Genomic DNA, 19,063 nt, shown 5'->3' with positions numbered 1-19,063 from the left:
CCATTCTTCAAAGGTTACCGTCCACAGTTCTACTTCCGTACAACTGACGTAACAGGTGACGTACAGTTACCAGACGGCGTTGAAATGGTAATGCCTGGTGATAACATCAAGATGACTGTAGAGCTAATCGCTCCAATCGCGATGGACGAAGGTTTACGCTTCGCTATCCGTGAAGGTGGCCGTACAGTTGGTGCTGGTGTTGTTGCAACTATCGTTGAGTAATCAACTATAGTGATGCATTAAGCATTCAAGAAAAACCCGAGCTTAGTCTCGGGTTTTTTTATGGATGAGAAAATAGATATTAGAAGTTAGATATTAGAAGTCAGATCACAACCGAGCGGGGGTTACTTACTGGTGTGATTAAACATCAAAAAGTTTGCTTGAGGTTAACGTGGCTTTATTTTGTTCTCGCTACTCGCTACTCGCTACTCGCTACTCGCTACTAACCACTATTTCCAAGTACTTTGTTTAATTCTTCTCTTAGTCGTGGGTGTTTTAGGCTGTCGGTCATAATATCAGCTACTTTACTATCGCCACTTGATTCTAAGCTTTGAATACGCTGTGCAAGCTCAAGAGCAAACTCTTTTTTATCGAGTTGATTAGCACGATAAAATTGGCTCACAAGGGCACTGGCTGACACGCTACGAACATAGTCGTTATCGTCGCTTTGCAAGAGCTTTTGAAAGTAGTCGGCTAGTTTTGGTGAAACAGAATCGAGTCGCGATAGATTCTCTATGGCATGAATTCGTGTGGTTGGTTCACTTGTATACTCACTGATATTGAGCATCGCGTCGACAACGGCTGTGTGTTGATTTTCATCTAGATCACGTCTGAGCATGCCTAACGTCATTTTAAGTTGCCCATAGGCTGCCAAACGGTCGTCATCGCTATTATTGATATTTAGTAGTGCAGAAAATGCGTCGTTAATTGATTTGTTTGCATAGTGTTGATCGGCCTTAATGCGCTGACGATAATCATCAGGCAAGTTTCTAAACCAATTAACCGATGGATTTCTTTTGGTTGCTTCTGCAATACGTTCTTTTTCGCGTTGTTCGATGACTTTATCGATTTGTTCTGCAATTAAAGTTGGCTCAATTTTAGGGCTACTTTGTTCTAGTGCGTTAATTCGAGTTTCAAGGTCTAGAATATAGCCATGCAATGCGACGAGGTTTTCCCTGTCTTCAAGGGGAACGCTACCACTTACAGATGAAAAATCGTACTTTGCGGGTTGCGGTTTGTTGAGTGGCTTAGATGCCCCAAACTGGTTGTATAACGTTATGCCTAATGCAGCGGTTGCAAATACAAGCGCAACATTTCCTTGCCATGAAGCCATGTCACATCATCCTAATTACTTCTGTGTAATCATCAGATTAAATCATGCTATTTTTTTAATCAATAAACGATGTTGCAATCAATAAAAAAGCGCATTAACTGCGCTTTTAAGATGGTGATAATGAGGTTAGTTTAATGCGCTTTTGCGTACTCTTCAGCTTGTTGCCAAACTCGAAGCATGTTGCCACTTAAGATCTTTTTAATATCTTTATCGCTATAGCCTCGATCTATGAGGCCTTGTACAAGGTTAGGGTAGCTAGACACGTCCTTTAAGCCTACAGGCAGTGAGTCACCAACACCATCGTAGTCAGAGCCAATACCGACGTAATCAATGCCTATTAGCGCGACTACGTGGTCGATATGGTCAAGTACTTGCTCAAGGCTTGCAAACGGGAATGGGTTCTTAGCACGATAAGCTGCGTCAAAATCTTTGCTGAGCTTCGTGCCTTCCTTCTTCTTGTCTGCTTTTGCTGTTTTTAGCTTATCATACCAAGAACCAGCTTGAGCGGTTACGAAGCTTGAACCAAAGTTGATTTGAATAACACCGCCATTCTTTTTGAGTGCTAATAACATATCGTCATTCATATTACGCTCAAAGCCTGGCGTATATTTACGCAGCGATGAGTGAGAGGCAATCACTGGTACTTTCGAAATTTCCATGACCTGGTAAAACGCATCATCTGAAATATGCGATACGTCTACAAGCATACCGATGTTGTTCATCTCTTTGACCAGCTCTTTACCAAATGGGCTTAAGCCTTTCCATTTACGGCGAATATCGTAAGAAGAGTCTGAAATGTGATTGCTTTGCGAGTGAGCAAGGGTGATGTAGCGCACACCACGGTCATAAAAATGCTTCAGGTTTTTCATGTCACCTTCAATCGGTGAACCATTTTCCATCCCCATTGCCAACGACATTTTACCTTGTTTAAAGTGTGCTTTGATATCTGCTGTTGAATCAGCCATTGCAAATTTATCTGGGGCACGCTGTACAATGGCTTCCATGCTATCGATTAACTGATTAGCAAGTTGGTAGCTTTTACCTTTGCCTTCAAACTCGAGGTTAGCTGGAATGTAAATTGACATAAAAGGGGCGTTTAGGCCGCCTTGCACTGCACGCGGATAGTCAAAATCGCCGTCATCAGTCGCTTTAGTTACATCGGCCCATTTATCGTGAATACGGTAAGGCACATCAATGTGTGTATCAATTAAAATCGTGTCTTTTGCTAGTTTGATGGCTTTATCTGATGCCGTCGTCTCACTTGCATGAGCTTGGCTGATTAAGGCCAACGAAACAGCGGCAACCAATGAGCTTAGTTTTTTCATTCTTAATGGCTCTTTAAAGTTAAAAAGCCATTGTGAAGGGTTGTAGAAAAAGTTACAAGTTTAGTCGTTAAACGACGCTTGATACTCTGGGTCGGCTTGTAATGCGATAAACTCGGCTTTTGAAATAATGGTGACAGATTCATGTAGTTCAGAAAAGAACACCATTGCGTCACCTTTTTTTAGTTGCTGAGTAACCTGCGCCACCTTACTTTCAATACTTACCTCTTGCTCGCCATAGTCAGTGCCCTCACGTAATACATAGCTTTCAATTAAATTGTAAAGTGTCTCTTTATCAAGTTTTTCGTGTGGAATGATCATCACTGCTCTTTTTAACTAACTGTTGAAAATACTCAGGCACAATACGCTCAAGCCAGTACTCGGGTTTAAACGGATTATTACCGCTAATAAAACCAACATGGCCGCCTTTTTCGGAGATACGCAGAGTAACATGTTCACTGACATCTGTGCTATCGGGCACGGCTTTAATTGATAGCATCGGGTCATCTTTTGCGTGCACAATAAGTGTCGGTGTTGCGATCGTTTTTAAAAACGGTTTGGCGCTTGCTTGTTGATAGTAATCTTCAGCGCCAGCAAAACCATGCAAGGGAGCCGTTAGTAAGTTATCGAACTGCCATAAGTCATCAATAGCCATTAACTTTTCTGGGGTAAGACTAATTTGCTGTTCTATTTGTGGCAGCTTTCTTTGCATTGATTTTTTCATGCGATCAAGCAAATACTTTTGATAAATTTTACCTAAACTTTTACGTATTACTTCGCATGATGCCGATAAATCAAAAGGAGCCGATACCACGGCTGCACCATGTAAGTTCGATTGGCTACCTTGCTCACCTAAATATTTAGCAAGCACATTACCGCCTAGCGAAAAGCCAACAGCGAAAAGAGGACGTGAGGGAAATGTGTTTTTTAGGTGGTTGATAAAAAAGCGTAAATCTTCGGTCTCGCCACTATGATAAGCACGCGCAAGGCGATTAACTTCGCGTGAGCAATTACGAAAGTGCATGAGCACTACCGCAAAGCCTTGCTGCTTGAGCTTTTTCATCATGCCTTTGGCATAAAAGCTATTAATGTTGCCCTCTAGGCCGTGTAACACAATGGCTAATGGAGCATGTTCATTGTGTGGCTGTGCCCAAGCAAGTTCTAAAAAGTCACCATCTGGGGTGTCGATTGTTGATAAGTCGTAGCGTGTATTATGAAAAGGACGAAAGAAGCGCGGCATTATGGTTTGCAAATGGCGATTGCGCATCCACCACGCAGGCTTAAACTCAGGTAACATAGTTGACACTTTCAAGACAAAACAAGCGCCCATTGTAGCAAGTTTTTGCTTTTTTAGAACAGGTGGCAATTTTGTGTTGTTGCAAATAAAAAGCCCCTAAACAATAAAATTGGATGGGGGCTTTGTGCGTCGTGCTTAATTCTTACTTAGGAACTTCTGCGTCGTGAACTTTCTTGATGAAATATCCGACGTAAAAAAGGCATAAAACGATAACAACTGCCAAAATGCCAAATGACATAAATAAGACGGGGTCGCTAAAAAAATCTCTAAAGAATACGTTCATGGTTGTGCCTCCTAATGTCTATGGGTTAATCATAGGCTGGCTTTGGGGTGGGTGATATGATCCAGATCAAGCTATTTTCCTGAAGCTACACAAGGCGATTTAGAAGTTGATTTGGATCAAGTTTGATAGGCTATTAGCGATTAGACGTCAGTCGATCGAGAGGCGTTTTGCTTCAGATAAAGCCTTAAGGGTATGGCTTACTACTTACTATGAGTGGCGTTGGATTGACTGCGAACTCACCACTTTACTTAATATATAATCCTATATTATTCGCATTGGAACATGGCGTTAGAGTCATCGTATTCAGTGCGTTTATAAGAAGCTGTTGCTGTTGTTTTTCGAGTTTTAATTCTGCACTGAGTAATTCTTTACGAATCGTGGCGTAATCAGCAATTTCGGTTTGATTGGCTTTTAGGTAGGCGCGAGTCTTACGTAGAGGCTTTAATACCTGCTCGTCAAATTCAATAATGCATAATTCAAGCTGATTAAGTTGAGAGTTGTTTAAAGCAAGCCCAAGAGAATCTAAATAATACAATAGCAGACACAGGTTAACGTTTTTACCTTGCTGGTTTTGGTAATCTAACAGGCGTGCTTGCATGTCATCTTTACTATAAAGCTGACATGCAAATTGCCAAAAATCGTCACTGTTAAGCAAGTTCATCGGCAAACGCTTGTTCTTTTTCTTCCATTTCTTCAAGGGCCATCAGTAGCTCTTCTTCAATGTTATTTACTTTTGGCGTTAATGTCGCTTGTTTTGCGAGTAACTCTTTGAGTTTTGCTTTGTTGTCATCGTTATAAAGCGCGTTATCGCCAAGTGCCTCTTCGATTTCAGCTAATTCCGCTGAGTGTTTATCGAGTTGCTTTTCGAGCTTTTCAATTTGCTTTTTAAGTGGTTGTACTGATTTTCTAAACTCGGCTTCTAAGCGCTTTTGTTCTTTACGATTGATGCTTGAATGCGCTTTCGGTGCGCTGTCTTCAGTTGTTTTTGCAGCTTCTTTGTTCGCATTGAGTAACCATTGGTAGTACGCGTCAAGATCATAGCCAAACTGGGTTACTTCTCCGTTATCAACAAGGTAATATTCATCGGCTGTGTTTTTTAACATGTGGCGATCGTGCGATACGGTGACCATTGCCCCTTCAAAACCTTGTAGAGCCATTACAAGAGCATGTCGCATTTCTAAATCAAGGTGGTTGGTGGGCTCATCGAGTAACAGTAAGTTGGGCTTTTGATACACCAACATAGCCAGTACTAAACGTGCTTTTTCGCCACCCGAAAATGGAGCAACTGGCTCAAGTGCTTTATCGCCAAAAAATGCAAAGCCCCCTAAAAAGTCGCGCAGTGATTGCTCTGTTGCCTGCGGGTTTAAACGTTGTAAATGCGTAACGGCACTGGCTCTTAGATCCAACGATTCGAGTTGGTGCTGCGCAAAGTAGCCAATATTTAATCCTTGATGCTGAAACACTTCGCCCGCTTGAGGTTTCAGATCTCCAGCTAATAATTTTATTAGCGTTGATTTACCCGCGCCATTTCGACCAAGCAAGGCAATACGGCTGCCCGGTACGAGGTTGAGCTTAATGCTGTGTAAAATGGTGGTATTGCCATAGCCCGCTTTGGCTTGGTCAAGTGTCATGAGCGGGTTCGGTAGTGCGGTTGGTTCAGCGAATTCAAAATCGAAGGGTGAATCAGCATGTGCTGGCGCCAGCTTTTCCATACGCTCCAGTGCTTTTACCCGGCTTTGTGCTTGTTTCGCTTTACTTGCTTTGGCTTTAAAGCGAGTAATAAACTGTTCAAGATGCGCAATTTGTTCTTGTTGCTTTTCGAACATGGCCTGTTGCTGTAATAAGCGTTCTGCTTTTTGGCGTTCAAATTGCGAGTAATTGCCTTTATAAATATTAATTTTTTGCTGGTCGATATGCCAAATTTGATCAACCACCGCATCGAGAAACTCACGGTCATGTGAGATAAGCACAAGTGTGCCAGTATAGGCGCGTAAAAAGCGCTCTAACCAGTAAACAGCATCAAGGTCTAAGTGGTTGGTTGGCTCATCTAAAAGCAATAAATCGGCATCGCGAATAAGGGCTTGTGCCAAGTTTAAGCGCATACGCCACCCCCCCGAAAAGGCACTCACAGGGTTGTCAATTTGCTCATTGGAGAAACCTAAACCATGTAGCAGTTCACCGGCTTTTGCTTCAATGCTGTAACCTTGGATATTTTCCAGACCAATATGTGCCTTTGCTTGTGCCGCGCCATCATTATTTTGCTCGGCTTCGCGCAGTGCGATTCTGAGTGTGTAATAGTCAGGATGGCCTTGGAGTACGTAATCAAGCGCACTAATATTGAGAGCCGGTGTTTCTTGCTTTACAGAAGAAATGGACCAGTCTTTAGGAATACTGCATTCACCAGCATCGAGTTGTAATTCAGACTTTAATAGCGCGAACAATGTGGATTTACCACAGCCATTAGCCCCGACTAGGCCTACTTTATGCTCAGGGAATAAGGTTGCAGAGGCACCTTTTAATAAGGCATTACCACCACGAAGAAGCTCGATGTCTGAAATTTGGATCATGAAAGTTTACTTGCACACCACAGTTTTAATTGCGCATATCATAACACGGATCGTATTAGGCTTCGCAATCGTATCAAACACAGAATTATTAGGCTAAAATAGCCGCCTAAATGGCACCGGAGATCATGTATGAGACAAAAAAAACGCTTTATCGCAGGGGCATCATGCCCAGAGTGTAATGCGATGGATACGATGATGCTTTATAAAGAGCATGATGTTGAGAAAGTAGAATGTGTGCAGTGTGGCCATAAAATGACCCAGCCAGAAAAAGCAGTACAAGCCTCAACACGCCAGTTTGAACAAGTGATTGGGGTGTTTAAGCCGGGCGATTAACCCGGCTAAATTTTTCAATATTAATAATGTGGCGGAGGCGGCTCATGCATCTGCGACATTAAAGAAGGTTGTTGTGCTTCTTTAATCTTTTCTGCAAGCAATTCAGTCTGGCGCTTCATTTTTGCAAGCTGTTGCTGATGCGCTTTAAGCTCATCATTTAATATTTCAATTGTTTCATCTTGAAAAGCGACTTTTGCTTCAAGTTCCATTAGACGATGTTCAATTGTGTTCATTTGATTCTCTTACATTAAAACTTTCAGCGAATCCGCTGGAGCTTTCGGTTAATAACGCTTGGTTGTTATCAGTAAACGCAACATCTAACACCACGGCCGATTTCGGGCGACTTCCTTCACGAGGAACCACTTGCCACGTTTGCAATTTTTTACCTGAGTCTAGCTGCCATAATTCAACAAGTCGATTGGGTGACCCGGTTGCGATTAAGGTGCCTTCATCGTTAAAACGCACTGCGGTAAAAATTTTCTGACGCGCAATATACGCCAGTTTGCTAACAAGATCACCTGTAGTCAGTTGCCATACATTTGCTTGCTTCATACTGTCAGCTGTAAATGCATAGCGGCCTTGTGGATCGAGGGCGACTTGAGTAACGCGAGTCGGGTGGTTAAAGCGATGTATAACTTGCCCTGTACGGGTATCCCAAAAGTAGGCAACATAGTCATTAGAACCACTGATTGCGTAATGACCATTCGGTGAAAGGTCAACAACATTCACTTTTTCTTGGTGGCCAAGGAACTCTATGCGTCTTCCGGTCTCTAAGTCGAGGTAAACGACTACACCGTCGGCGCGGCCATATAACACGCTGCGTCCTTGGTTGCTAATCGCGATATCTCTAATTGTTGAGGCGTGTATTTTATAGTAGCCCGTGTTTTTACCTGAGTTAATGTCCCACACAGCAAATGTGGACTTTTCTGCGGTGACAGCATGGCTATTGTCGTAAGAGATTGCCACAGTGTGAACGAGGCTATCTTGAGCTTGTTGTTGAAACCATTGGTATTTTAATACCTGCTGTTGATTATCCCACAGCGCGACCCCATGGTGTATAGATGAGATCACGCTGTATTTGCCATCATGCGAAATAGCAGATGCAAACGCACCTTTAGCCGCATGTTCATAACGTGCAGTGGATTGCTCATGTTGCTCAGAGCAGGCAACAACTAAGCTTAGGCTTAGCAGATACAAAAAAGTACGAAATATCGACATATTACGGGTATTTCCCCTTAACTCTTCGTGATTGAGAGGTTAGACTAGGGCTCATTAAAGGCCTAGGTTGTTATTCTAATCACTGATCATGCGTTTGCATGAAGTTTAGTTATTAGACAAGCAGCCTACCATGTAGGTCGTTAATCTTTAACTAGTAATAATACAATAATTGACAACTGCAAAGTGTGTCGGAGATATAAAATGAGAAAGACGATTAAATTGTCATTGATTGCAGCGTCAGTTTTAGCGCTTACAGCTTGTAATCAAGAAGCAAAAAAAGAACAGCAAGTTGAAGTTAAACTAGAGACTGAAGCACAACAACAAGCATACGGTATCGGTGCCTCTGTTGGTAATTTCTTGAATCAAGACTTAGCTGACAAAAAAGAGTTAGGTGTTGAATTAGATGAAGCGCTATTAAAGCGTGGTTTTGAAGACGCACTTGCAGGTAACGCAAAATTAGACGACGAAAAAATTCGTGAAGTGTTAACAGCGCTTGATCAAAGCATTCGTACTAAGCAACAAGAAAAAGCAAAAGTAGAAGCTGAACAGAGCAAAGCTGAAGGCGAAAAATACCTAGCAGAAAACGCGAAGAAAGAAGGCGTGACAGTAACTGAGTCTGGTTTACAGTACGAAGTGATTTCACAAGGTGATGGCGAAAAGCCAGTCGCTACTGACGTGGTAAAAGTACACTACAAAGGTACTTTACTAGATGGAACTGAGTTCGATAGCTCTTATTCACGTAATGAGCCAACGACTTTCCCACTTAACCGTGTGATCCCAGGTTGGACTGAAGGTTTACAGTTAATGCCTGTTGGCTCTAAATACAAGTTCACTATTCCAGCTGATCTTGCTTACGGTGAGCGCGACCTAGGTAAGATCCCTGCTAACTCAACGCTTGTGTTTGAAGTAGAACTACTTGAAATTCAAAGCGAAGAAAAAGCAGCTGCTGCAGAGTAATTTTTTACTCAATGAGAAAAGGGCCTAAAGTAGGCCCTTTTTTTAGCTGCTAAATGCTGTTTCTTTCATTTGCAGCGTGCCTTTATCGGCATCAAGTGCCACCACCGTACCGACCGGTAAAATAAACTGGCGTTTAATATGACCAATCATTGCACCGCGATAAGCCGGAATGCCTAATGGCTTAATATAATCAGCAAAGATATCATCTAAGGTTAATGAGCCATAGCCTCGACCAGGCTTACAGTCATTACAATCACCAAATACAAACCCCGCTATTTTATCTAGTGCGCCCATAAGTTTAAGGGTGCTCATCATACGGTCAATACGATAAGGGGCTTCATCAATATCTTCTAAAAATAAAATAGCCCCATTAAAGTCAGGTAAGTAGTCAGAGCCTGCGAGTGCTGTGAGTACAGTGAGATTCCCCCCGATTAAACGGCCACTGACCTGACCCGCATTGATGGTTTGGGTTAAGTATTGGCTGTTGACTAGTTCATCGTCTGCTTTGGGTAAATTTTGGTAGCGCATTAACTGACGTTGTTCAAACATGTTTTTAAATTGCGCAACATGAAATGGATTCCAATCGCTGGTGGCATTAGGGCCATGAAAACTAATAAGCCCGGCTTTAGCGAGTAATGCATTATGTAATGCCGTGATATCAGAATAGCCCATAAGAGGTTTCGGATTATTGCGAATTGTTGCATAGTCTAAAAGTGGCAGGATACGAGCCGCACCCGACCCACCCCGTAAGCACACAATCGCATCGACATGTGGGTCGGCAAATAAGCTGTTTAAGTCACTCGCTCTTTGTGCATCTGTGCCAGCTAAATGACCGCGTCGGGCTAAAATATTAGGGGCAAGCTTTGCTTTATAGCCGAGTGCTTCTATTACACCTTTTGCGAGTATGATGTCAGCGTGCTCAGCGGTTGCCGCTGATGGGCTGCACAGACCAATGGTTCCCCCTTTTTTTAATGGCTTTGGTTTTACTAAAGTGGGAGTTGCAGTGTGTGATGCGCCAATCAGTGGTTGGCTGGTTGCTAAACTTGCACCTGCTGCAAGAACAGAAAGAGATTTTAAGAAAGTACGTTTGTTCATCGTGCGCCTCATTTTTTTACTATGAGTAACGCATTAAAATAATTATTTCAAATTTTTGTTATGAAATGGAATATAACATTCTATTAAGGTAGGCAGATAACAAGACTTTCCAGCAGAGAAAGTGTTCTCTGCTGCCGTCTTACTGTGTTAGCTGGTGTGGTTTGAATAGAGATTATCGATTAGTTCATCTTCTAATTCAAAGCGCAGCTCAAGTGCTTCACCTAGCACTGATAAATCTTTATCAAATTCGTCGAGCAAGTCATCTGAGTCAACTTCAGCGTATTTGTCGTTAAAGTCTAATGCAACATCGGTAGTTTCAGAAATTCGTGGGTAGAGCGCATTGGCTAGCTTTTGGCTTTCTGGGCCTTTTTCTTCACAGGCCTTGGCAATGTCGTCATACACTTCGAAATGTCCCGCTGACAGGTAATCCATCAGTATTTGACAAAAGTTTTGGATTTGCAGTTGATCAGGTAGGGCGTGATCTTTCTTTTCATACGGTGAAAATCCCGCAATACGGCAAAACAACACAAGTAGCTCTTGACGTTCTGTAAGCCATTTATCGATGACAGAATGGCTACCTCCCCACTTTTGTTGAGCTTTTTCCAAACGCGTCAGCATATTTCATCTCCTCGCTGAGTTGGTTTTCCTTCCCTATATAAGAAGGAAATATGACACAAAGATCAACTAAATTCTTAGTGCCTAATTGCAACAGATTGTTAAAAGCCAACTTAGAGGCGCATATTTAAGCAGCGTTTTTCTGCTTCTTTACGCTGTTGTCTAAGGCTGGACTTTTATGCTCTAACAGCAGTGTATGGGAAATAATTAAAAACTACTAGTGTTTATTTTGGATTATCAATCTAATGAGGTAGAGGGGGTATCTTGTTGATTAAGAAAAGAAAAAACCACCAAAATTGGTGGTTTAATTCTTTTTCCGAACTTGTTAAAACAAGCTTTCTTATAGTTATGGGAAGATTTTTGTTCTTATTGTTATACAATTTTTATTATTGTTTTTGTTAACGCGGGATAAGTTATACCAAGCTTTTTTCGATGTTGCAAATTTATTAATAAAAAGTTTTAAAATTATTTTAATTTCGTTCAATAATTGTGCGGTTTTATGTGGCGTAGCTAAAAACTATGATCTATGTCTAGGGTCGGTTATCTATCCATAGTGAGCGGCGCAATATGGTGATACAATCAGCGCAATTTCATTCAGTTCTAGGATCTAAAACGCATGAGCGAATTAAAAAACGACCGTTATTTACGTGCACTACAAAAGCAACCTGTCGATGTTACACCGGTATGGATGATGCGCCAAGCAGGCCGTTATTTACCTGAATACCGTGCTACACGTGCTCAAGCAGGCGACTTTATGAGCTTATGTAAAAACGCCGAACTTGCTTGTGAAGTGACTTTACAGCCATTACGTCGTTACCCGCTTGATGCTGCGATTCTATTCAGCGATATTTTAACTATCCCAGATGCGATGGGATTAGGCCTTTATTTCGAAACCGGCGAAGGTCCTAAGTTCGAGCGCCCAATTTCATCATTAGCGGATGTTAAAAAGATTCCTAATATCGATCCAACTGATGAATTAGGCTATGTGATGAATGCGGTAAGCACCATTCGTCGTGAACTCAAAGGTGAAGTGCCACTGATTGGCTTCTCAGGTTCACCTTGGACACTTGCCACATACATGGTTGAAGGTGGAAGCAGCAAAACATTCGGGAAAATCAAAAAAATGGCGTTTGCAGAACCGCAAACACTACACCTATTACTCGATAAATTAGCTGATTCAGTGATTGATTACCTCAACGCACAAGTGAAAGCAGGTGCGCAATCATTGATGGTTTTTGATTCATGGGGGGGAGTGTTAAGCCCGCGTGATTACAATGAATTCTCACTACAGTATATGCATAAAATCGTTGATGGCTTAATTCGCGAGTACGACGGTCGTAAAGTGCCGGTAACACTATTTACTAAAAATGGTGGTCAGTGGATTGAAGCAATTGCAGCAACAGGCTGTGATGCAGTAGGCCTTGATTGGACAATCAATATTGGTGATGCAAAGCGTCGTGTTGGTGATAAAGTGGCACTACAAGGTAATATGGACCCATCAATGCTGCACGGTACGCCAGAGCGTATTCGTCAAGAAGTGGCCACAATTTTAGAAGACTTTGGTACAGGTTCTGGTCATGTATTTAATTTAGGGCATGGTATTACCCCAGATGTTGACCCTGAACATGCCGGTATATTTATTAACTCAGTGCATGAGTTAAGTGCTAAATATCACAAGTAAGTCGCTCTAGTTATAAAAAAGCCCGCAATATGCGGGCTTTTCTATATACGTTCAATCGCTTATTTAAATAAGCGATTTAAACCATTTAACGCAGCAACTCGGTAGGCCTCAGCCATGGTTGGGTAGTTAAAGGTTGTATTTACGAAGTAATCGATGGTGTTACCACCGTTCTTTTGTTCCATAATTGCTTGCCCGATATGGACAATTTCAGACGCACGTTCACCAAAGCAATGCACACCAAGCACTTCTTTAGTATCAACATGGAATAAAATCTTTAAGCTACCTACCTCAGTCCCGGCAATTTGTGCGCGTGCCAAATGCTTAAACTGTGCACGGCCAACTTCGTATGGAATTTTAGCTGCGGTAAGCTCTTGTTCGGTTTTACCCACTGAGCTCATTTCAGGAATCGTATAAATACCGGCAGGAATATCAATAATCAATTTTTCTTCGCAGTTACCACATGCAATGGCATCAGCAGCAATACGCCCTTGGTCAAAGGCAGCACTCGCAAGGCTTGGGTAACCAATAACATCACCTACAGCATAAATGTTATCAACCTCTGTTTGGTATGTTTCATTTACTTTAAGCTGGCCACGGCTATCGGCTTTTAAGCCCACAGCATCGAGGTTTAGAGTGTCGGTATTACCTGTACGTCCGTTAGCAAACAAAATACAGTCTGCTTTGACACGTTTACCCGACTTCAAATGCATCACGACACAGTCATCACGGGTTTCGATGCGATCAAACTCTTCGTTATGGCGAATAACAATGCCGCTATTCCAAAAGTGGTAACTCAGTGCATCTGAAATCTCAGCATCCATAAAGGCTAGTAAGCGATCACGGGTGTTAACTAAGTCAACTTTCGCGCCTAAGCCTTTAAAAATAGAGGCGTATTCACAGCCAATCACACCTGCACCATAAATAAGCACGCGATGAGGGTCGTGTTCAAGGCCTAAAATGGTATCGCTGTCGTAAATTCGTGGATGCGAAAAATCAACGCCTGGTGGCCTGTAAGGGCGAGAACCCGTTGCGATAACAATGGTTTGTGCAGTTAACGTTTCAAATGAACCGTCGATGTGAGTAATTTTCACTGTGTGTTTATCAATAAACTCAGCATCGCCTTGGTACATATGAATACGATTACGGTCGTAAAAGCTACTGCGTAGGTTAGATTGTTTCGAAATGACATTACTAGCATGGCGAAGAATATCAGGGAAAGTGAGGCGGTTAGGGCGCTCGCTGATATTAAAAAGTGGGTTCGCTTTGTATTCAATGTAACGACTAACAGAGTGGCGTAAGGCTTTTGAAGGAATAGTGCCCCAATGGACGCAACCGCCACCTACTGATTCTTGGCGCTCAATAACAGCTACTTTTTTGTTACTTTTAGACAGGTTCATGGCGGTGCCTTCACCGCCAGGACCTGTGCCTATGATAATCGCGTCGTACTGATACGAAGGCGTATCTTTTTGCTTTACGTTTTGTTTGGCCACAGCCGCTCCTATGTTAACTAAAAGAGGCTTTTAATAACCTCGCATTTAGTGCAAGCCAAGCCTGCTTTTGGTTTTCCCAAGCGGCTTCAAGCTCATGATATTGTGTCATTACTGCTGATTTTTCGCATTGTTTTATCATTTTATTTTTTTTGATTTCTAACACGCGTTTTTGCAGGGCACAAAAGTGTTGCAGCTTTTTCAGCAATAATTCGTACTCAGATTGTAATAATGTAAGCTTATCTTGGGCTAAAGGCAATTTTGCGAGCTTATCTTGGGTCTTATTCATCAAGGTTTCTGCTTTCGCTTTTTCAATACGTTCAACAGGCGTACGTTTGAGCTTTGAGGCTAAACCCATCGCGGCCAATGAGCGGATCATCCACTTAGTGGGATCATAGTGATACCATTTTATGCCGTTACGATAGTCGCTGGCAAAAATATGGTGGAAGTTATGATAACCTTCGCCATAAGTGAATAACGCTAAAAAACCGTTATCACGAGCAGTATTTTTTTCTGTGTATGGACGAGAGCCCCAAATGTGCGCCACTGAATTTATAAAAAAGGTAAAGTGTTGGCTTAATACCAAACGTAGCAGACCCGCAAGTAATAGCATGCCCCACACATCACCCAGCATTAAACCCAGCGCAAATGGAATACCAATATTAGTGGCTAATACTAACTTCATGTAATGGCGGTGTTGCCACATTACCACTTTATTTTTCTGTAAATCTCGGCAGTTGTTGTAGTTGCCATACTCATCACCTTGATAGTCACGTAGCATCCAGCCTATATGGCTATACCAAAAGCCGTTGGTAGCTGCGTAAGGGTCTTTGACAGGGTCGTCGACTTGACCATGGTGAATACGGTGATCACTACTCCAATGCAGTGCGCTGTTTTGCAGTGCAAATGCACCACCAAGGGCAAAAAAGGCTTCAATCACTGGATGAGTATCGTAAGTCTTGTGTGCCCACAGGCGATGATACCCTGCGGTAATCGACATACCCGCATAAAACATACACGCAACGAATGCAATCCAATGTGCGCTGGTAAATCCATAGGTAATTCCATACCATGGCACTAAAGTAACGGCAGCCAAAAAAGTAAGGCTAAAGAATAGGACATTGGTCCAAATAATAGGTGGTTTTTTCATCTTTCAAAATCTGAGCGTACACTTGTACGCTAAAATAGTGTTTCAAACTCTCCGCGTCAAGTATTAGACTGTCTCATTAACCGAAAAATCATTAAAAATTCACGCTGGGAGTTTCCATGTCGGGTGTTAGAGCGCAACAGAAACAAAAAACACGACAAGCACTAATCGAAGCAGCATTTAATCAATTGAGTGCGGATCATAGTTTTTCTAATTTAAGCTTGCGTGAAGTTGCCCGTGAGGCCGGTATTGCGCCTACCTCGTTTTACCGTCACTTTAAAGACATGAACGAACTTGGCTTAACCATGGTAGATGAAGCGGGTTTAACGCTGCGTCAATTAATGCGTCAAGCACGTAGGCGAATAGCCAGTGGTGGCAGTGTCATTACGACATCTATTGTGACTTTTATGGAGTTTATTGATAACTCGAGTAATCAGTTTAGGTTGCTGCTGCGTGAACGTTCTGGCACTTCTAAGGCATTTCGTGCTGCTGTCGCGCGTGAAATTAAACACTTTATCTTAGAACTTGCTCACTACCTTGAAAGCGAAACCCCATGCGATGCCACCCATGCGTATATTCAAGCGGAGGCCATGGTGACTTTAGTATTTAACGCCGGAGCTGAGGCACTTGATATTGAAGGACAGCAGCGAGAAGAGTTAGTAGAGCGTCTAATTTGGCAACTACGTTATATTGCTCGCGGCGCCACAATGTATGTGCGAGACAACAATCATTCTTAAAAGTTAATCTAAACACGGGAGTCGGCTGTAAACGATAAATTAAACGCTGTCGACTTAGGTTTTGGATTGATTATTCAAAATGTACGGTTTAATGGATTTTAAATTTCTATTATTATCGCTTTTCAATCTACTTTTTAGAAAAATTATGCTTGCAAGCCTGTTTGTTGAATGTTAAAAATACAGCTCACTGAACACACATTTAGTAAATAAAGATGCAAATGACACGTTTAATTACATTAAAACTAAACCTCTTACTGCTTAAGCGAGTAGGCGGGGCTTAGTGTATTTGCATTTGTAAAACATTATAAAACCCCGCAAGCGCGGGGTTTTTTTTATCTCGCTAATGGGTCATTGGGAACGAGGACAGTTTATGAAAGATAAGGTTTGGATTTTTGACACAACCTTACGTGATGGTGAGCAAGCGCTTAAAGCGAGCCTAACAGAAGACGATAAAATTCAACTTGCGCATACCATTAGCCGCTTAAACGTGGATGTAATGGAAGTGGGTTTTCCGGTATCAAGCCCGGCAGATTTTCGCTCAGTACAGCGTATTGCGACCGAAGTAAAAGGACCAATTATTTGTGGTTTAGCGCGTGCGGTTGCAAAAGACATTGAAGCCTGTGGTGAAGCGCTTCGCCCAGCAGAGCAAGGGCGTATTCATACCTTTATTGCAACCAGTCCATTACACCTTGAACATAAACTACGAATGAGCTTAGACGACGCCACCGCCATGGCTGTAAAGTCGATTAAGCTTGCTCGTCACTATACTGATGACGTGGAATTTTCGTGTGAAGATGCTGGCCGTACACCACATTGGGATTTATGCCGTATCGTTGAAAAGGCCATTGATGCAGGTGCATCGACCATCAACTTACCTGATACCGTGGGCTATGTAACGCCAGACGAGTATGCGGCGATGATCCATCACTTAATGAATAATGTGCCCAACATCGATAAGGCGCGCTTAAGTGTGCATTGTCATAACGATTTAGGTTTAGCAGTGGCGAATTCAATTGCTGCGGTGCAGGCGGGCGCTCGCCAAATTGAGTGTACGATTAACGGCATAGGTGAGCGTGCAGGTAACTGCTCGCTTGAAGAAGTGGCGATGATCATGAAAATGCGTGAAGACCACTTAAAAGTGCATACCGATATTCACAGTGAAGAAATTTACCGCGCTTCTCGTCAAGTGGCGAAGATATGTAATATGCCGGTCCAGCCAAACAAAGCCATTGTTGGTGAGAATGCGTTTGCGCACAGCTCGGGTATTCACCAAGACGGCGTTTTAAAAGCGCAGAATACTTACGAGATCATGTCGCCAGAAAGTGTGGGTGTGCCCAGTAATCAATTAAACATGACATCGCGTTCAGGGCGTCATGTTATTGAGCACCGTTTAGAAGAGTTAGGTTATCAAAAGTCTGACTACGACATGGATAGCTTATACGAGAGCTTTTTAGCATTAGCAGACCAAAAAGGCACTGTGTATGACTATGACTTAGAGGCGATGATTTACTTCAATCAAATCAGAGATAAAGACGAGAAGTATCAACTTGAGTTTGTTAACTCAACGTCTAATTCGCAATCGGTTGCCAGCTCTACGATTGGCATGACCATTGACGGTGTATCAAAGCAAGAAGCTGCAACGGGCAATGGCCCGGTAGAAGCCTCGTTTTTGGCAATTGAGCGTTTAACGGGTATGTCGGTTGAGATGATTGAATACAACCTTGAAGCCACAGGGCAAGGCGCAAGTTCATTAGGCCAAGTAAATATTATTGCTAAATACGATGGTCGCCCTTATCACGGTGCGGGCATTGCGGCAGATGTCGTTGAAGCCTCAGTGCGTGCCATGATCCGTGTGTATAACTTAATTTATCGTGCACAAAAAGTGTCTGATTTAAAACAACAAAGGAAAGCAGGATGAGTCAATCTAATTACAGCATCGCCGTATTAGCAGGCGATGGCATTGGTCCAGAAGTAATGGCTGCAGCAGAAACCGTATTGGATGCTGTAAGTGAAAAGTTTGGTTTTACATTGACTCGTAATCACCATGCGATAGGTGGCGCTGCGATTGATGAATTTGGTCAAGCATTGCCGCAAAGTACACTTACTGCGTGTGAAAATGCTGATGCTATTTTATTTGGCTCTGTAGGCGGCCCAAAATGGGAGAACTTACCACCGAATGAGCAACCTGAGCGTGCTTCGTTGTTGCCACTGCGTAAGCATTTTGGTTTGTTTTGTAATTTACGCCCCGCACAGTTGCTACCAGCCTTAAGTGCAGCTTCACCACTTCGTGCAGATATTAGCGCACAAGGCTTTGATATTTTATGTGTACGTGAGTTAACGGGCGGTATTTATTTTGGTGAAAAAGGGCGCAGCGGTGAAGGCGAACAAGAGACCGCATTCGATACGCAAACCTATTCGCGTAAAGAAATTGAACGCATTGCTCGCTTTGCGTTTGAAGCGGCAAAACTACGTAGTAACCATGTTACATCGGTTGATAAAGCCAACGTGTTAGCGTCAAGTGTACTGTGGCGAGAAGTGGTCACCGAAGTCAGTAAAGATTACCCAGAAGTAAGCCTCGATTACATTTATGTTGATAATGCGGCGATGCAATTAGTGAAGCAACCAAGCCAATTTGATGTACTACTTTGCGATAACCTATTTGGCGATATTTTGTCGGATGAATGCGCGATGATCACAGGCTCTATGGGCTTATTACCATCGGCGAGTTTGAACCAGTCTGGCTTTGGTTTGTATGAACCTGCGGGTGGCTCTGCCCCCGATATTGCAGGAAAAGGGGTGGCAAACCCGATTGCGCAAATTTTAAGTGCTGCACTTATGTTGCGTTACTCGCTTGGACAAGATGAAGCGGCACGGACTATCGAAAAAGCGGTGGCAGAGGCGGTTGAAGCCGGTGTGGGTACGCCTGACATCTATCCAAATGCAGGGTATACCACCAGTGATGTTGCTGCAGCAATTGTTGCACGTATTTAA

General features: G+C 42.7%; 19 protein-coding genes and 1 pseudogene. 7 read left to right on the top strand and 13 right to left on the bottom strand.

Going from position 1 to position 19,063, the window contains the following annotated elements; genetic code table 11:
- Positions 1-222 (top strand): annotated as a pseudogene (locus LPA49_RS14245) (elongation factor Tu); the annotation flags it as partial.
- Between the two features lie 220 nt (positions 223-442).
- Here LPA49_RS14245 and LPA49_RS14240 read toward each other — a convergent pair.
- The 7 genes from LPA49_RS14240 to LPA49_RS14210 form a co-directional block, all read right to left on the bottom strand.
- Positions 443-1,333 carry a HEAT repeat domain-containing protein gene (locus tag LPA49_RS14240; RefSeq protein WP_036973483.1) on the bottom strand — a complete coding sequence of 297 codons (891 nt, stop codon included), beginning with the start codon at positions 1,331-1,333 and terminating at the stop codon, positions 443-445.
- A 131-nt stretch (positions 1,334-1,464) separates the two neighbouring features.
- A complete protein-coding gene (locus LPA49_RS14235; RefSeq protein WP_074989875.1) occupies positions 1,465-2,658 on the bottom strand; it encodes a dipeptidase in 1,194 nt (397 codons plus the stop codon).
- A 60-nt stretch (positions 2,659-2,718) separates the two neighbouring features.
- Positions 2,719-2,976, bottom strand: a complete 258-nt coding sequence (locus tag LPA49_RS14230) for a YheU family protein (protein ID WP_036973480.1) — start codon at positions 2,974-2,976, stop codon at positions 2,719-2,721.
- The gene (locus LPA49_RS14225) at positions 2,951-3,952 is read right to left on the bottom strand and encodes a hydrolase (RefSeq protein WP_036973479.1); all 1,002 of its coding nucleotides are present in this window, start codon (positions 3,950-3,952) and stop codon (positions 2,951-2,953) included. Before LPA49_RS14225 ends, LPA49_RS14230 begins: the two co-directional genes overlap by 26 nt.
- 142 nt (positions 3,953-4,094) lie before the next feature.
- A complete protein-coding gene (locus LPA49_RS14220) occupies positions 4,095-4,235 on the bottom strand; it encodes a DUF3149 domain-containing protein (protein WP_074989877.1) in 141 nt (46 codons plus the stop codon).
- 244 nt (positions 4,236-4,479) lie between these two features.
- Positions 4,480-4,896, bottom strand: coding sequence for a TIGR02444 family protein (locus LPA49_RS14215; protein WP_065979437.1), 417 nt, complete (start codon positions 4,894-4,896; stop codon positions 4,480-4,482).
- A complete protein-coding gene (locus tag LPA49_RS14210; RefSeq protein ID WP_180311220.1) occupies positions 4,883-6,802 on the bottom strand; it encodes an ATP-binding cassette domain-containing protein in 1,920 nt (639 codons plus the stop codon). Before LPA49_RS14210 ends, LPA49_RS14215 begins: the two co-directional genes overlap by 14 nt.
- 129 nt (positions 6,803-6,931) lie before the next feature.
- On the opposite strand from LPA49_RS14210, the gene LPA49_RS14205 reads away from it, so the two are divergent.
- Positions 6,932-7,135, top strand: coding sequence for a YheV family putative zinc ribbon protein (locus tag LPA49_RS14205; RefSeq protein ID WP_036973475.1), 204 nt, complete (start codon positions 6,932-6,934; stop codon positions 7,133-7,135).
- Positions 7,136-7,155: 20 nt separating this feature from the next.
- Here the strand turns inward: LPA49_RS14205 and LPA49_RS14200 are convergent, their stop codons facing one another.
- Together LPA49_RS14200 and LPA49_RS14195 are read right to left on the bottom strand one after the other, a co-directional pair.
- A complete protein-coding gene (locus tag LPA49_RS14200; protein ID WP_036973473.1) occupies positions 7,156-7,368 on the bottom strand; it encodes a SlyX family protein in 213 nt (70 codons plus the stop codon).
- Positions 7,355-8,353 carry a WD40 repeat domain-containing protein gene (locus LPA49_RS14195; RefSeq protein WP_036973471.1) on the bottom strand — a complete coding sequence of 333 codons (999 nt, stop codon included), beginning with the start codon at positions 8,351-8,353 and terminating at the stop codon, positions 7,355-7,357. The genes LPA49_RS14200 and LPA49_RS14195 overlap by 14 nt, the downstream gene beginning before the upstream one ends.
- 201 nt (positions 8,354-8,554) lie before the next feature.
- Here LPA49_RS14195 and fkpA point away from each other — a divergent pair, with 201 nt between their 5' ends.
- The gene (gene fkpA, locus LPA49_RS14190; RefSeq protein WP_065979435.1) at positions 8,555-9,310 is read left to right on the top strand and encodes an FKBP-type peptidyl-prolyl cis-trans isomerase; all 756 of its coding nucleotides are present in this window, start codon (positions 8,555-8,557) and stop codon (positions 9,308-9,310) included.
- Between the two features lie 42 nt (positions 9,311-9,352).
- Here fkpA and LPA49_RS14185 read toward each other — a convergent pair whose 3' ends face one another.
- Both LPA49_RS14185 and LPA49_RS14180 read right to left on the bottom strand, forming a co-directional pair.
- Positions 9,353-10,405 (bottom strand): LD-carboxypeptidase, encoded by a 1,053-nt coding sequence (locus tag LPA49_RS14185; protein WP_174403897.1) that lies wholly within the window; start codon positions 10,403-10,405, stop codon positions 9,353-9,355.
- A gap of 147 nt (positions 10,406-10,552) precedes the next feature.
- The gene (locus tag LPA49_RS14180) at positions 10,553-11,023 is read right to left on the bottom strand and encodes an Rsd/AlgQ family anti-sigma factor (protein WP_036973468.1); all 471 of its coding nucleotides are present in this window, start codon (positions 11,021-11,023) and stop codon (positions 10,553-10,555) included.
- A gap of 613 nt (positions 11,024-11,636) precedes the next feature.
- Between LPA49_RS14180 and hemE the strand changes: the two genes are divergently transcribed.
- Complete coding sequence (gene hemE / locus LPA49_RS14175) at positions 11,637-12,701, top strand: uroporphyrinogen decarboxylase (RefSeq protein ID WP_036973467.1); 1,065 nt, start codon at positions 11,637-11,639, stop codon at positions 12,699-12,701.
- A gap of 59 nt (positions 12,702-12,760) precedes the next feature.
- Here hemE and sthA read toward each other — a convergent pair whose 3' ends face one another.
- Both sthA and LPA49_RS14165 read right to left on the bottom strand, forming a co-directional pair.
- Positions 12,761-14,191: a Si-specific NAD(P)(+) transhydrogenase gene (sthA, locus tag LPA49_RS14170; protein ID WP_036973466.1), complete on the bottom strand. Its 1,431-nt coding sequence runs from the start codon at positions 14,189-14,191 to the stop codon at positions 12,761-12,763.
- Positions 14,192-14,204: 13 nt separating this feature from the next.
- Positions 14,205-15,338 carry a fatty acid desaturase gene (locus tag LPA49_RS14165; protein WP_180311219.1) on the bottom strand — a complete coding sequence of 378 codons (1,134 nt, stop codon included), beginning with the start codon at positions 15,336-15,338 and terminating at the stop codon, positions 14,205-14,207.
- A 116-nt stretch (positions 15,339-15,454) separates the two neighbouring features.
- Between LPA49_RS14165 and fabR the strand changes: the two genes are divergently transcribed.
- From fabR to leuB, 3 genes are all read left to right on the top strand, one after another.
- Entirely contained in the window at positions 15,455-16,072 is a 618-nt protein-coding gene (gene fabR, locus LPA49_RS14160) for an HTH-type transcriptional repressor FabR (RefSeq protein ID WP_036973464.1), read from the top strand.
- Between the two features lie 370 nt (positions 16,073-16,442).
- Entirely contained in the window at positions 16,443-17,990 is a 1,548-nt protein-coding gene (gene leuA, locus LPA49_RS14155) for a 2-isopropylmalate synthase (RefSeq protein WP_036973462.1), read from the top strand.
- Positions 17,987-19,063 (top strand): 3-isopropylmalate dehydrogenase, encoded by a 1,077-nt coding sequence (gene leuB / locus LPA49_RS14150; protein ID WP_180311218.1) that lies wholly within the window; start codon positions 17,987-17,989, stop codon positions 19,061-19,063. Before leuA ends, leuB begins: the two co-directional genes overlap by 4 nt.

Origin of the sequence: Pseudoalteromonas sp. MB41 (genome assembly GCF_020966275.1) — a bacterium.
Lineage (GTDB): Bacteria > Pseudomonadota > Gammaproteobacteria > Enterobacterales > Alteromonadaceae > Pseudoalteromonas > Pseudoalteromonas lipolytica.
Note: the sequence above shows the minus strand (reverse complement) of the source record. Positions and strands in the feature narration are given on the sequence as shown.

What these genes read in the sequence shown, in the direction of transcription:
- LPA49_RS14240 (WP_036973483.1), bottom strand. Translation starts at nt 1,333, where the DNA reads ATGGCTTCATGGCAAGGAAATGTTGCGCTTGTATTTGCAACCGCTGCA.
- LPA49_RS14235 (WP_074989875.1), bottom strand. Translation starts at nt 2,658, where the DNA reads ATGAAAAAACTAAGCTCATTGGTTGCCGCTGTTTCGTTGGCCTTAATC.
- LPA49_RS14230 (WP_036973480.1), bottom strand. Translation starts at nt 2,976, where the DNA reads ATGATCATTCCACACGAAAAACTTGATAAAGAGACACTTTACAATTTA.
- LPA49_RS14225 (WP_036973479.1), bottom strand. Translation starts at nt 3,952, where the DNA reads ATGTTACCTGAGTTTAAGCCTGCGTGGTGGATGCGCAATCGCCATTTG.
- LPA49_RS14220 (WP_074989877.1), bottom strand. Translation starts at nt 4,235, where the DNA reads ATGAACGTATTCTTTAGAGATTTTTTTAGCGACCCCGTCTTATTTATG.
- LPA49_RS14215 (WP_065979437.1), bottom strand. Translation starts at nt 4,896, where the DNA reads ATGAACTTGCTTAACAGTGACGATTTTTGGCAATTTGCATGTCAGCTT.
- LPA49_RS14210 (WP_180311220.1), bottom strand. Translation starts at nt 6,802, where the DNA reads ATGATCCAAATTTCAGACATCGAGCTTCTTCGTGGTGGTAATGCCTTA.
- LPA49_RS14205 (WP_036973475.1), top strand. Translation starts at nt 6,932, where the DNA reads ATGAGACAAAAAAAACGCTTTATCGCAGGGGCATCATGCCCAGAGTGT.
- LPA49_RS14200 (WP_036973473.1), bottom strand. Translation starts at nt 7,368, where the DNA reads ATGAACACAATTGAACATCGTCTAATGGAACTTGAAGCAAAAGTCGCT.
- LPA49_RS14195 (WP_036973471.1), bottom strand. Translation starts at nt 8,353, where the DNA reads ATGTCGATATTTCGTACTTTTTTGTATCTGCTAAGCCTAAGCTTAGTT.
- fkpA (WP_065979435.1), top strand. Translation starts at nt 8,555, where the DNA reads ATGAGAAAGACGATTAAATTGTCATTGATTGCAGCGTCAGTTTTAGCG.
- LPA49_RS14185 (WP_174403897.1), bottom strand. Translation starts at nt 10,405, where the DNA reads ATGAACAAACGTACTTTCTTAAAATCTCTTTCTGTTCTTGCAGCAGGT.
- LPA49_RS14180 (WP_036973468.1), bottom strand. Translation starts at nt 11,023, where the DNA reads ATGCTGACGCGTTTGGAAAAAGCTCAACAAAAGTGGGGAGGTAGCCAT.
- hemE (WP_036973467.1), top strand. Translation starts at nt 11,637, where the DNA reads ATGAGCGAATTAAAAAACGACCGTTATTTACGTGCACTACAAAAGCAA.
- LPA49_RS14165 (WP_180311219.1), bottom strand. Translation starts at nt 15,338, where the DNA reads ATGAAAAAACCACCTATTATTTGGACCAATGTCCTATTCTTTAGCCTT.
- fabR (WP_036973464.1), top strand. Translation starts at nt 15,455, where the DNA reads ATGTCGGGTGTTAGAGCGCAACAGAAACAAAAAACACGACAAGCACTA.
- leuA (WP_036973462.1), top strand. Translation starts at nt 16,443, where the DNA reads ATGAAAGATAAGGTTTGGATTTTTGACACAACCTTACGTGATGGTGAG.
- leuB (WP_180311218.1), top strand. Translation starts at nt 17,987, where the DNA reads ATGAGTCAATCTAATTACAGCATCGCCGTATTAGCAGGCGATGGCATT.